We start from the raw sequence: 12,717 nt of genomic DNA on the forward strand, positions 1-12,717 counted from the left end.
CTTTCTCCTTGTCTGCCTCTGGGGACAGCTAATCAATTATTCAGTTCGCGCGCGGTCATTTTGCCCAACTGCGACATATGGACTTCATCGGGGCCGTCGGCGATCCTAGAGAAGCGTGCCAGCGTGAACACTTCGGGAATCAGCGTGTCCTGGGACACACCCATGCCGCCGAACACCTGCATGGCGCGGTCCGCGACTTGCTGGGCCATATTCGGCGCAACGATTTTAACCATGCTGATATAGGGTCTGGCGGCAGTCATACCCTGGGTATCCATGACATGCGCTGCCTGCAAGGTCAGCAGGCGTGCCTGCTCGATGTCACAGCGGCAACGGGCAATTTCATGCTGCACACTGGTCTTTTTGATCAGCTTCTCACCAAAGGCCACACGTTCGTCGGCGCGGGCACACATGAGTTCCAGGCAACGCTGTGCCAGCCCCACAAGTCCCATTGAATACTGAAAACGGCCAGGCCCGAGACGCCCCTGGGCAATCTCGAAACCGCAGCCCTCGCCCTTGATCATGTTGGTCACAGGGACACGAACATTGTCGAACAACAGCTCCGCCTCGCCACCGGGTGAGTGCAGGCTATCGAACACGCGCAGGCTGCGCACCAGAGTCACACCCGGGGTATCTCTGGGCACGAGAATGGTGGAGTGCTGACGATGACGATCGTTTTCGGGGTTGGACTTGCCCATGACCAACATGATTTTGCAGTCAGGGTTGATCGCACCGGTAGTCCACCACTTGCGGCCATTGAGTACGTACTCGTCGCCATCGCGCTTGATCTCAAGCTCCATGTTAGTCGCGTCACTGGAGGCCACCTGAGGCTCCGTCATGGCATAGGAACTGCGAATCTCGCCGGCCAGTAGCGGCTTAAGCCATTGCTCCTGCTGTTCCTCGGTGCCGTACTTGGCCAATACTTCCATGTTGCCGCGATCCGGGGCGTTACAGTTAAACACTGCCTGGGCCCACATCACTTTGCTCATGGTTTCGAACAGCGGCGCAATCTCTGTATTGGTTAATCCGGGGCTCCAGGGCGCATACTCTCGCGGCAGGAACAGGTTCCACAGTCCTTCCGCCTTGGCGCGCTGACGTAATTCCCGAAACCAGTCGGGCGTTTGCCAAAGATTGTCCTGATCCAGGCTCCACTCGTTCCAGTCATGTTCACGCGGATAGATGTGCTCGCGCATAAAGGCTTCCAGCTGTGCGTTCAGCTCGGCCACGCGGGGTGTAATTTCAAATCCCATGGTTAATTCCTCTTTGTATCAATCTATTCGTTCACAGCCAACATCTTGGCGTCGGCGCGAAATGGAAGTTGGTTCTCCTGTGCCGGAGACAGGGGAAGAGTCGCCAGACGCCACAATGGCTCCCAGCAACCGTGTTGCTCGAGCAGCGCTTTCAGCGTGCTCTGATCGGCCTCATCAAGCTTGCGGTAGTGCCCGCGCAATTGCGCCAGACACCACACTCGATAACGTGAGGTTCGGGCGCCTTGATAAGGCACAGCGCCAAGTTCAATATCAAAGCGCTGCTTATCCGCCGCGACCGCCTCTGCATTGGCGCACAGGTAAGGGAGGTAAGCCCTGCCGATATCGCCCAATAGTGGCCCGATGTCGTCGGGAAGTTGCGTGCTCCACTGCCCACTGCAGCTTTCAAGCCTGGTGTTCCACAAGCGCGCCACCCACTCCAGCACCGACGGCGCTTTCTGGCGCAGAATCTCCAGAGGGACAGGATCGAGTGCGAAATGGCGGAAGAAGGGGCCGGAGAAGCCAATGTCCGCCAGTGAAGGGCGGTCTCCGAGCAGGAAGGGCCGATGGCTGAAGATGCCTTCCAATTGTCCCAGCAAGCGCATTACACCTGCCTCAACACCGGCCACTGATTCGGGGCGGATACCGTCACCTACGGTATAACCACTGCGCTGCCTGTACACCATCATTCTGCGTTTCAACCACACCGGTAACGGCAAGCCGCCGAGCACCTCTGTGGCCAGGTGGAATGACGCAAAACGCGCTCCCTCGGGATAGTGCCAGCGATAATGCATTGCCGGGCGCCACCACCATTCGTCAGCCCAGTCTTCCAGCAGGAGGCTAACAAAGCGGAGCACCGGGTCATCAGGAATCACTCCTGGGCCGGGTACTTCCTTCTCGAACCACTGAATCATGACCGTGGAATCTGTCATCCAGCGCCCATCAGGCAGTTCGACCGCTGGCATTTGATGAACGCCGACTTCTTTTACCATCCGGTCCCTGTGGGCCGGATAGGTCGGGCTCTGCAACTGGTAGGGAATCGACCGTACACGGAAGTAGTTCTCCATTTTTCCCGTGAAATAGGAAATGTTGGAACCGTGGAGAACAACAGGTGCCGAGTCGGTGGGCATATCGATCAGCCGGTATACGTCGAAGCGAGAGTATCTACGGCGCTGTAAAAGCCGGTCATGGTGCCCTGCACAATCTCGTCGGCGCTCTTCACCGAATCAATGCGCCCCACAACCTGCCCGGACAAGGGAATAGCCGCCTCCATATCGCCGCCAAAATACAGCTCCCCTACTCCGGCGAAATGTTCCATGGCGTTGAAAGCGCCCAACGGCAGTAACTCGCTGGTACGCTCGGTACGCAGTGCGCGCAGCGCAGGGCGCGAGGCTTGATTTAGGAATACCGTATCTGTTTCCTTGGCCGCAACCACTGCCTGCTTCCAGTTATCGTGCACCGGCGAATCGGCACAGCTAAGCATGCGTGTTCCCATTTGCACACCCTCGGCACCCATGGCGAAGGCGCCAGCCATGGACAGGCCATCACATATGCCGCCGGCGGCAATAATCGGCACATCGGTACGTGAGCGGATGAGCGGCAGCAGCACCATGGTCGATACCGGGCTGGGGTTTTTGAAGCCACCGCCTTCGCCGCCTTCGACCACGAGGCCATCAACGCCACAATCGAGGGCTTTGAGAGCCATATCGAACGTGGGCACTACGTGAAAGACCTTAATCCCCGCTTCCTGGAACGTTTTGGTACAGACACTCGGGCTACCCGAGGATGTGGTAACAAACTTAATCCCCTGCTCGATGACAAAATCGATGACATTGGTGCCCTTCACATAGGACAAGGCAACGTTCATCCCAAAGGGCTTGTCCGTCAGGTCGCGCATTTTCGCGACCTCATTGCGAATATTGTCGAACTCACCAGAAGAGGTTTCGATGATTCCCAGCCCCCCGGCGTTGCTGACCGCCGACGCCAGCCTGGCCCGGGCAATCCAACCCATGGGCGCCTGGATAATCGGGTAGTCTGTGCCCGTCATTTCGGTCACACGGTTTCTCATGGGGCGCGCGGTCATTCATCGACTCCTAAATTCGTTATGTTTTGTCAGGCCAATGAGAGCATAGTTTCTATGCCCGTACCGTCCAGCAAATTATCTACCCGGGCACGGTCGCTATCCGACAGCGCTCGATAGCGTTCGTTGGTCCACATAAGGCACTTGGCCTGATAGGGGAAAGTCTGCTGGGCCCAGGGGGCGCCATCAATTTCCGATTCCCAGGTTTTTTCGCCGGCCTGCACTGCCCTGGCGTTGGCCAGCTGCGCGGGCGCATACACTCTGCCTATCTCGGCAAGTAGACCACGCAACGTCTCGGGCTGCGAGTCGAGGGGAAGCCAATCTTCTGATTGGGGTTCTATACCGCCCTGGTCAGCCATTTGATCGACCCAGGCCACCGTTCGTGGCGACACTTCATGGGCAATGGCTCGCGGGGTTGGATCAAATCCAACCAATTGCGTCAGCTGCCCGTACAGGCCAAAGTCACCTGCGCCAGGGCGGTGCCCTAGCATAAACTTCTGCTGCTCGAGATGGGCTTCCATAGCAGCAAGGAAGCGGCGATAACTGGCGTCGATCACAGGCGCGGTCGTGTCGTTTGAACCTACTACATACAGGCGGTTGATCTGCCTCTCTGATACATAGTCTTTGAATTGCTTGTGCATCTCACCCGGCATACTGATCTCCAGCCCGAGCGGCAGCATAGTGCCCGCGTTATCTGCATCCAGCTCGGGGTACCAGCGATAGTGGAACATGTACTTGGTACACCACTCGTCACTGAAATCTTCGATCAGGTAGTCAATGAAGGCCAGCGCCGGATCTTCAGGCAGGACCGACCGGCCCGAATACATCGATTCAAGGCGGCGGATAATGGGCGTGGAGTCGCACTCGGCCTTAAGCCCATCTTCTTCCTCGAAAAAAAACGTCGGCATAAAAATGGGCTTGGGCTTGTCCACACCGCGAGCCTCACAAGCCTGCTCAGGCTGACCCCAGGTAATGGCATAAGGAACCCGACGATATCTCAGCAACGCCACCATTTTTTGCGTGTAGGGGGATCCGGTTCCTCCTACCAGTCGAATTGGATTCTGCGAAACCATGGATTATCTCCTTATGACGGTCAGCCAGCGGCGCTGTTGCAAGGGTCACGAATATTGACACACTTAGTGCCATTATGTAAACCTGTACCGAAATATACAAATAGGGGACAGCCCACAATTTCAAGGACATTGGGGGCTGTCCCCTATTTTCGGAGAAGGTATGTATCAAGGCGAATATCAGCTTATTGGTAGCGAACTGAGCTTCTTTACGCGCAAGCTGGAAGCTCAGTTGCGATATCAGCAAGTACCCTGGCGGTATCTGTATAAAACAGAAGAACGCAAGGCTGAGCTGGAGGCCAGAGCTGGAACGCACTTTATCCCACTCCTCCAAACGCCCGACAAATGGTTACTTCAAGACACCATCGCTATCGGGCCTATGCTTAGCGAGCGCTTCAACGAACGCGCTGTGATCCCAACAACGCCGCTCCAGCGAGCCTGCTGTTTCATTCTGGAAGATGCCTTCAATCATTGGCTGGGACGCGTCTGCGTGCATTCCCGCTGGTGTTATCCAGACAACGTCGACTGGGTCGGTATTCGCTTTGGTGCCAACCTGATATTGGACCGTTCCATCGACACGCCCTTTTCGGAGGCTGAACTGAAACAGCTGGCGCCCATTGGGCCGATGATGTTCGAGGGCTTTGGCAAGCAGGTATGTGAGGTTAACGGCGTCGGCCCTGAGCAGGGAGATGCTGTCAGAGGTGACTTCAACAACATGCTCGCTGCGCTCGGCGATCATCTTTCCCTGCATCGCTTTTTGCTCGGCGATCGCCCTTGCCTCGCCGATTTCGCACTGGCAGGCGCCAGTAAAGCGCATTTCATCACCGACCCAGAGCCCCTGAGTTGGCTGGAAGAACATCGCGAGATGCTGACTCGATACACGAACCAGTTCTTTGATGGGCAACCATTGGAGAAAGGCGAGTGGCTCGACGGTGACACGCTACCCGACACACTTACAGGGCTACTGGGATACTTTGAAGGGAGCTACTTCAAAGCCGCGACTAATAACATCGCCGCGGGCCTCGCCGGCGAAAAATACTACGAATACGACTGCGGTTTTGGCCCCACACAAGCCCGCACCCAGAAACGCCTCAACCAGGCGAGACTCCACGTAAAAGACGAACTTAATCGCATCGGCGCGAACGACAACGCAGAAATTCAAACATACTTCGCAGGCCGCGACATTCTCGAATACTACCTCGACTAAGCTCGAGATACGCGCACCAGAAGAAAGGATACTTCCATGTCGACACGTACAAAAATCTGGCTTATTCCAACGCTGCTCTATACCGCTTTTGTCTACTGGTATACGGATTTTGGCGGGCCACTTAGCGATACAGAAATCGCTGCCTATCGAGCCACCATGGAGAGCAATGGCAGCGCCCCTGAGACCATTGCCTTCATCGAAGAATTTGCCCGCCAGGACAGCGGCAAGCAATTCTTAATGGTCAACAATATCGACTACAACGAAACACCACCGGCAGTAGAGGGAGCCAATCCCAACGCGACCGCAGAAGAGTTGATGGCCAAGTACATGGAACACATGCTCCCGGCCATGCTAAGACGCGCCAGCCACCCTGTGCTGATGGGCCCAGTGGTTTACCAGAGCATCGATGTGGTCGGCATCGAAGACGCTGAAGTCTGGGACACTGGAGCCCTATTCCGCTATCGCAGCCGTCGCGACTTGATGGACATTGTGACAAACCCGGTGTTTGGGGGTAAGCACGAATTCAAGACGGCTGCACTAACAAAGACCGTCGCCTACCCTATTGAGCCGCAGCTGTACCTTGGCGATCCGAGACTGTTGCTCGGTCTCATCCTGCTCGCCCTTACAGCGCTGATCGACCTGCTTCGTCTTTCGAGACAAAACAGGTAACAGGGGCGAGACGCACGACTTCTCTACCCCTGACTGATGCGCTTAGCGTAATCCCGCGGCGACATCTTCAAATGCTTTTTAAAGAACCTGGAGAATGCCGCCGCATCGGTAAAGCCCAGCCGTTCGCTGATGGCCAACATATTGAGATCTGAATCGTTCAGGTACTCAAGGGCCAGATCAACGCGAGCGATATCGAACAAGCTTTGATAGGTGGTATCGCTCTCTCTTAACCTGTGTTGCAACGTACGCGCACTGATACCCAAAGCGCCCGCCACGGAATCGACTGATGCTTCATCCTTATTCAGCAATAGACGAATAGCACGATCAACTTCTAGCACGAAAGGTAGGTTCCTCTTCAGGTCCACAGGTGTTTCATGTTGCACAGCGAATGTTGGCCGGTCGGGGATGGGGGCAATTGTGCGTTTACAATCTGCCTGGCTGACCAGGATCGCATTGGCGTCCTGATTAAAGCTCAGCTTTTCGCCAAAGAACTTATATAGAGGCCTTGGATTTTCGGGGGCTGAGTGGCGAAACTGCACCAGCTCTGGGCGCCAATTGGTTCCTAGCAAACGTCGCATCTCATGCATGAAAATAGCACAGGCCAGTTCCACTACCTGGACACGGCTGGTGTTGAGTCCTCGCCCCCAATGAGGGTCCCATCTCGCCTCCAGAGATATCGAGATACCCCGCTCATCCTCTACCAACGGTGAAGAGATAGTACTTGCGTAAGACTCCAGGTGTGCAGCAATGACACGCAACAGTTCGTCAACCGTTTCCGCCTGGCGAATCAACTGCCACATCGGGCCCAGCAAATGCCAACCCTGTATTGGGGCCAATTTCAGGGAAAAGAATCGATCACCACAAACCAGCGCCGCTTCCTCAAGATAATCATTAAACACGCCACCCTCGATCAGAAGATCTGGCCGATACAGCGCAGACGGTTCCAGGTCCACACGACGGGCAATGTCGTCCGGGTCATAGCCATAGCTCTCAACCAGGCTCGCCACACCGGTGAGCGCTCGACTCACTCTCCGAGAAGTTTTACCAGACGGCGGATATCCCGTTTCTGATGCTGGCGGCAGATAGCGATGCCATTGTTCCCTACCCGGTGCACGCCCTGCCGATATTGAACCGGACCCCTTGATCAACCTTAGTCACTATTACCGGAGGTACCCGCCTGGGATTTGCCGCACATACCGGCATTCTACGCTGGCTGGACAACGCGGATTCCGTGGGTTGCTATGCAGTACTTGGGAACATAGACCCCGCGGAAGAGCCCTGGCACGACCTGGTGGGTTCGCCTGAGCAAGGCGTTCTGTATGAGGATGTGCCATTACCCTGCGCAACGCATCCCCAACCTGTTTCTATCAACCCGCTACGCCAACAGATGGCGAACCTGGTCACAATATTCAGTTTCTTCGAATCCCACTTTAATGCAAGCCAGAACAAACGGGACTATTTTCATTGGTTTTTGCATGAGGAAATGCCCAGGGAGATTGCCGAGGTGAAGGTAAAGATCGGACAATAAATTGGTCAAAATCGACATATTCCTAGGCGCAGATATTTCGCAAGATACCCTGTTAACTCAGCGCACGATATCGGCATCGAAGCGCCTGCACATTTACTGGTGAGGGCACCTATGAAAGTAAAAGCTATCGTTCTTCTCACTGCTGTCGCATCCCTGAATGCATGCAAAATTGAAATTGAGACCCCCGTAGAAGGCGGCGTAACCACAAGCTCTAACAATATTGAGTGCCCAGCCAACCAGGCCTGCACCGTGGATGTGAGCGACCTTTTCTTCAATGAGACCTTTGTCGCTGATCCCGCACCTGGCTGGCAGTTCGCCAGGTGGAACAAGAGACATATGGGCCTGTGCGGTGGCAACTCGACACCCTGCACTATCAACACCGCAGGCTTCGAAGGAAATGAAGACCTGGAAGCGGCCCTGGCCGAGCCTACCAGCATTACCTATCTCAAACCCGAATTCGTCGTACCCCGAACCACCAGCGGCATTGCCCTGGCGGACCAGGCAACCACCAGCCGCGCTGGCATGAGCTTCGACATGGACTTTTATCGCAACTCCGCCTACGGATGTGGCCTGTCGGGCAACTATACCTTTATGGTCTTCAATCCCGGCAACGGCAGTGCAGATGACGAGGCCCCACTGTGGGTGTACCTGCACGGCGGTGGTGTCGGCCACTTCGACGAGCAGGGCAACTACTACGGAGTGCTGAACCAGACAGCGGATACCTGGAATAACGAAGAGAACTTTGGGGACCTGCAGGAAATACTAAACACTCGCACGTCGAACAATGGCCAGCTTATCAACAACACTCTGATCCGTCGTATCCAGGAGGGCTACCGATTACTCGTGGTATCAATGTGCGACCATGACCTCTACTCCGGCCTCGGCATGTCCTACCCCAACAACCCGAACCCTGGTAGAGAAGTAAATGGCATGCAGGCAACCATGTCTGCGGTCGACTACACCGTGGCTAACTACCCGACGACAGAAGTCTGGGCACACGGCACCAGCGCTGGCTCCACAGGGGTCTACAACCTCACCATGAGCTTTGCCGCCGAAAGTACCTACCTGACCGGCGCCGTGCCCGACTCGGCGATCGTCACACCCAACGGGGATCCCCTGATTGAAGCCTACAATGGCGAACCCGGCTCTAACAACCAACCGGGCCTTGACCGGGATGCTGTTGCGGAAAAGGTGGGATTTTATGGCGACTTCGACAACAAGGCCTATCCCGAAGCACGCATCAACGCTGGCTTTGACGAGGTACCCATACTTTTCGTGGGGGGCCAGAACGATCCCTTCTGCTACGAAAGCTTTCCTGCTATCCCGGAAGCGCTGGAACTGGGTCTGGACAGCAATTGTGCGTATCACTACGAAGGTATCAGGCAGGCGATTGCCGACCAGCCAGACTCACCTCACCAGATGGCTTTTGTCACTGACCGCGGTCATGTCCCCACTCTTGATGCAGGGCCTGTGAACAACACAGTTGATGCATTTATTGACGACATCCTGGCAGACAACCCAGGCGCACCGTTCCGCAAGATTCCAGGTTTGAAGATGATGTTAATGGGCCACAGCTTCTTCAGGCCCTTTGCCACGGAAATGCCCTACCATGCAGTGCGCGCCGGGGTTGACGGCCACAGCCAGAGATTGGAATTTTCAGGTGGCGAATCGGGGGCCCCCCTGGCGTTGTGGAACGACCCAGGTCACCGCGCCAGCATCCAGGCCGTCTTGGACGCCGGCGATGTTGAGCTGTTTGGCATGACGTGCTGCGACACCGAGGAGGGCCCCGGTGAAGAAAGAACTCTCATCACTGAGGGCTACAAGCGCTGGTTTGACTATGCGCTCGCACAGAACCCGGACACCGACTTTTTTATCGCGCTGCCCTGGCGGGACTTCCCCACAGACTATGCTGATGCCGAAGCCTACGCCGACCCCTGGTATGAGTATTACGATGATATTTGGCTCGCCGAGATAGACGAATTGCGCTCGCTTTACCCCGGCGTCACCATCTATTCCATCCCTTACGGCGCTGCCGCTAATGAACTGCGCAGGATGTTTGAAGCAGGTGAGTTGCCAGATGTCAGCAGCCTGCAGGGGCCAGCTACCAGCGCAATCTTCACCGACTACAAGGGACACGCCGGCCAGATACTCAAAGACCTGGGAGAACTCATCTGGATTAACGCCATCTATGGTGTCGATCTCGACAGGTACGCCTATGACCCGCTCTACCAGACCGATCTAAAAGCCATAGCTAAATCCATCATGGATGCACACAACCCGGACTACAACGGCCCCAATCGGTAATTGAAAAATAGGGGACAGACCACGGTTTAAACCGTGGTCTGTCCCCTATTCTTTTCAGCGACTACGCACCTTGAACTTGCGCCCCTTCATCTTGCCGTCAAGCGCCCAGAATATCCCACGAGCACACCTTCTGTTTACGTCCGCCGGCAATACACAGCCTGACATAGCGGGGATGAGGCATCCGCCCTTCGGCCAACGCCACGCTCTCCAGAGCCTCAAAGGGAACTTCCTGCTGTAAATACTCCTCAATGGCCGTCAATTTTGAGGTATTCATTGAATGACCCGTAAGGCCTTCAAAAACATCGCAAGCCCTATTCCTGGGATGCGTCAGGAACTTCTTTATAACGAAGCCACTCGAAATTGCGGAAAAAAATGCCCCACTTTGCTTTAATGTTCATTTGACCGAGGCCCACGAGGGTGATGTCCGCATCCCGATATCTATCGCGGCCATCAGCAAGGATCTGCGCCTTCCATACACCCTCTTCGGCATTCACTGGAACAAGATCCTTGAGTACGTCCTTGCCGACCCGGTCAGGATGCTCATCATTACGCGCGACCACACCGGTCCCTTTCTCGCCGTCAATCACAATCCAGACGGCAGCGTCGTTGTATTTCCAGATACCTGTAATATCTTTTGCATATGTCGCCGGTGCGGCAAGCAAGACCGCAACGAGCAGCAGAAAACGTATATTCATATTATCCTCCAATCTTAAATGGGTTAGGCGATCCAACTACCTGCAAGATCACGCGTCTCAATATTCAATTGACCAGCGAGACCCGCAGCACGGTGCACCGCAATGGCCTGCATGTCTTCGGATTGCATGACTTCAAACATAACCTTGCGCGAAGGCCATACAGCAAGAGCCACCGTATCCCAAAGCTCTTCCACCTCTCCTATAGTGAGGCGCTCTACTTCGCCAAAAAAACCGATGCTGCCACCGACCTTCTCCAGGATCTTGGTCACACCTGCTTCATATATCTCGTATGCCTCGCGCCCCGTGAGATCACTCTCGCGGCCATCTTCATACTCGGCCTGTGGCTTGAACTTGAGTAAATTCACCATACAGATAGCTCCATCGGGACCAGGCTCGAGAAAACCTTGAATCTGCTCGCCGTTGGGATAAACACGATTATTAACTTCCACTACTTTACTCTCCTGCTCAGACCACGATATCGGTCTGGTATTGCTGCAAAATATTTCGCAACGTGCGGCTAATTTTGGTCTGCTGACGGATCATTTCCAGCTTGGGCCAGGTACAGCGCTCGCCAGATGCTATGAGGTTTTTTACCTGTTTCTCTCCCGGGAAGCTCAATAGCTTGGTTGGGTTTATCAGACGGTAGTCCGGAAGGATATTGATATCCCCAACGTAGTCCTGGTTGATGATCGAACGCATCAGGCTAGTCGTTTGGGTCACCACACCATTGCGCTTGTCGGCGCGATCCAGAATCATAGTGACGGCATTAAACCACTCGCGGGTGGCGCGGCGGCCCGCACTGCCGAGAATACCAAGCGATGTTTGCTTGCGATGACCATCCGTTACAAAGGGCAGTACATGCGGGTTGGTCTGGCTGACGATGTAGTGGTTAACACCGTACAGGCGCGCAAGTCGTTTTGCGGGCATGTCATCGCTCACGGATCCATCGACCCAACGACGCGAAGGCAGATAACTCTTGCGCTGGCCTTCACTATCCAAAGCCTGCAGAGTCACCGGGGGAAAAATGCCGGGCACAGCAGCAGAGGCCATCACCGCACTGCGCATTAACACACTGGGCGACGTGGTTGCATTGAGCAGGCGGGATGTTTGATGGGTTTCGGCTGGTGCTATCGACACATTCATAGCGCGGCCGGTTATTTCGAAGGCCTTCTGAAAGGTCATGTCATCTGGCAGAAAGGTCGCGAGGTAGTCCTCCAGATCGACTGGATCAGCGACGCCGGTATTACGCGTCAGACCAGATGCGGCGTCCACCAGTGCTTGAGGGTCCATAAAGTCACGCAATTCATCATCGGTATGGCTACATACGATGCTGCCCACGATTGAACCACCACTGGAGCCGGACATTACCATCGGCAATAGATCTGCCTCCAGCAGCGCGCGTGCTACGCCCACGTGAAAATAGAGTAACGAGCCGGAGCCGCTCATCATAAACGCAGAGTGTCCAAAACAGTGACTGGCGCGATGGAAGAAATCGCGCTTTTCGTCATCGGAAATATCGCTTTCGGTCTCGCTGGCCAAATGTTCCAGCGTGTGCACGATTTCATCGATGTAGTCTTCGATCAGGTGCTTAGTCCCTGAACGTGCGTGACCGTACAGGCCGGCCTGGCCCATACCACCCATATTGCCGTGAATGCCCTCGTTCAGGGTATACAGCAAGCCCCTGCTATCGTGCCGGGCCTTCAGGCTACGCAGCTGGTCCAGTCGACTTCTGATCGAGACATAATCGTACTGCTGGCTTTGGTCCTGACGGCGCCAACGATCGAGCCCCTTAAGGGCATCCCAGGCCTGGGCCGCGTCACGCCATTCCTCATAACTGCGCGCATCCTTTAATGCTCGCTTGATTTGCCTCTGTGTCGCGATGAGCAATACCCCCTAAAAAACTGGGGACGGACCACATTT

Annotated in this window: 12 protein-coding genes; 3 read left to right on the top strand and 9 right to left on the bottom strand. The window is 55.3% G+C overall.

Features of this window, described 5'->3' with window-relative positions; all coding sequences use genetic code 11:
* Window positions 1-32: 32 nt before the first annotated feature.
* The 4 genes from A3709_RS05820 to A3709_RS05835 are packed head-to-tail and all read right to left on the bottom strand — an operon-like array spanning window position 33 to window position 4,397.
* Window positions 33-1,247, bottom strand: a complete 1,215-nt coding sequence (locus A3709_RS05820) for an acyl-CoA dehydrogenase family protein (protein WP_066051439.1) — start codon at window positions 1,245-1,247, stop codon at window positions 33-35.
* A gap of 23 nt (window positions 1,248-1,270) precedes the next feature.
* Window positions 1,271-2,374: a glutathione S-transferase family protein gene (locus A3709_RS05825; RefSeq protein ID WP_082849923.1), complete on the bottom strand. Its 1,104-nt coding sequence runs from the start codon at window positions 2,372-2,374 to the stop codon at window positions 1,271-1,273.
* Between the two features lie 5 nt (window positions 2,375-2,379).
* Entirely contained in the window at window positions 2,380-3,327 is a 948-nt protein-coding gene (locus tag A3709_RS05830) for a nitronate monooxygenase family protein (protein ID WP_066051445.1), read from the bottom strand.
* Between the two features lie 29 nt (window positions 3,328-3,356).
* Window positions 3,357-4,397 (bottom strand): glutathione S-transferase N-terminal domain-containing protein, encoded by a 1,041-nt coding sequence (locus A3709_RS05835; protein WP_066051447.1) that lies wholly within the window; start codon window positions 4,395-4,397, stop codon window positions 3,357-3,359.
* Between the two features lie 160 nt (window positions 4,398-4,557).
* On the opposite strand from A3709_RS05835, the gene A3709_RS05840 reads away from it, so the two are divergent.
* Both A3709_RS05840 and A3709_RS05845 read left to right on the top strand, forming a co-directional pair.
* On the top strand, window positions 4,558-5,601 hold the full coding sequence (locus tag A3709_RS05840; RefSeq protein ID WP_066051451.1) for a glutathione binding-like protein: 1,044 nt from the start codon (window positions 4,558-4,560) through the stop codon (window positions 5,599-5,601).
* Window positions 5,602-5,637: 36 nt separating this feature from the next.
* Window positions 5,638-6,270: a hypothetical protein gene (locus tag A3709_RS05845; protein ID WP_066051454.1), complete on the top strand. Its 633-nt coding sequence runs from the start codon at window positions 5,638-5,640 to the stop codon at window positions 6,268-6,270.
* Window positions 6,271-6,293: 23 nt separating this feature from the next.
* Here A3709_RS05845 and A3709_RS05850 read toward each other — a convergent pair whose 3' ends face one another.
* Window positions 6,294-7,298, bottom strand: a complete 1,005-nt coding sequence (locus tag A3709_RS05850) for an AraC family transcriptional regulator (RefSeq protein ID WP_066051457.1) — start codon at window positions 7,296-7,298, stop codon at window positions 6,294-6,296.
* A gap of 611 nt (window positions 7,299-7,909) precedes the next feature.
* On the opposite strand from A3709_RS05850, the gene A3709_RS05860 reads away from it, so the two are divergent.
* On the top strand, window positions 7,910-10,102 hold the full coding sequence (locus tag A3709_RS05860) for a hypothetical protein (protein WP_066051463.1): 2,193 nt from the start codon (window positions 7,910-7,912) through the stop codon (window positions 10,100-10,102).
* A gap of 97 nt (window positions 10,103-10,199) precedes the next feature.
* Here A3709_RS05860 and A3709_RS23055 read toward each other — a convergent pair whose 3' ends face one another.
* The 4 genes from A3709_RS23055 to A3709_RS05875 are packed head-to-tail and all read right to left on the bottom strand — an operon-like array spanning window position 10,200 to window position 12,684.
* Window positions 10,200-10,376, bottom strand: coding sequence for a hypothetical protein (locus tag A3709_RS23055; protein WP_156507579.1), 177 nt, complete (start codon window positions 10,374-10,376; stop codon window positions 10,200-10,202).
* Window positions 10,377-10,413: 37 nt separating this feature from the next.
* Complete coding sequence (locus A3709_RS05865; protein WP_066051466.1) at window positions 10,414-10,797, bottom strand: hypothetical protein; 384 nt, start codon at window positions 10,795-10,797, stop codon at window positions 10,414-10,416.
* Between the two features lie 23 nt (window positions 10,798-10,820).
* Window positions 10,821-11,246, bottom strand: coding sequence for a DUF1330 domain-containing protein (locus tag A3709_RS05870; RefSeq protein ID WP_066051469.1), 426 nt, complete (start codon window positions 11,244-11,246; stop codon window positions 10,821-10,823).
* Window positions 11,247-11,262: 16 nt separating this feature from the next.
* Entirely contained in the window at window positions 11,263-12,684 is a 1,422-nt protein-coding gene (locus A3709_RS05875) for a DUF3336 domain-containing protein (protein ID WP_066051473.1), read from the bottom strand.
* Between the last annotated feature and the right edge of the window lie 33 nt (window positions 12,685-12,717).

This window comes from Halioglobus sp. HI00S01 (assembly GCF_001635445.1).
GTDB lineage: Bacteria > Pseudomonadota > Gammaproteobacteria > Pseudomonadales > Halieaceae > Halioglobus > Halioglobus japonicus.

Bases quoted from the DNA above. Each gene is read 5' to 3' on its own strand.
- A3709_RS23055 (WP_156507579.1), bottom strand. From the start codon at position 10,376: ATGAATACCTCAAAATTGACGGCCATTGAGGAGTATTTACAGCAGGAA.
- A3709_RS05845 (WP_066051454.1), top strand. From the start codon at position 5,638: ATGTCGACACGTACAAAAATCTGGCTTATTCCAACGCTGCTCTATACC.
- A3709_RS05860 (WP_066051463.1), top strand. From the start codon at position 7,910: ATGAAAGTAAAAGCTATCGTTCTTCTCACTGCTGTCGCATCCCTGAAT.
- A3709_RS05835 (WP_066051447.1), bottom strand. From the start codon at position 4,397: ATGGTTTCGCAGAATCCAATTCGACTGGTAGGAGGAACCGGATCCCCC.
- A3709_RS05820 (WP_066051439.1), bottom strand. From the start codon at position 1,247: ATGGGATTTGAAATTACACCCCGCGTGGCCGAGCTGAACGCACAGCTG.
- A3709_RS05825 (WP_082849923.1), bottom strand. From the start codon at position 2,374: ATGCCCACCGACTCGGCACCTGTTGTTCTCCACGGTTCCAACATTTCC.
- A3709_RS05865 (WP_066051466.1), bottom strand. From the start codon at position 10,797: ATGAATATACGTTTTCTGCTGCTCGTTGCGGTCTTGCTTGCCGCACCG.
- A3709_RS05830 (WP_066051445.1), bottom strand. From the start codon at position 3,327: ATGACCGCGCGCCCCATGAGAAACCGTGTGACCGAAATGACGGGCACA.
- A3709_RS05840 (WP_066051451.1), top strand. From the start codon at position 4,558: ATGTATCAAGGCGAATATCAGCTTATTGGTAGCGAACTGAGCTTCTTT.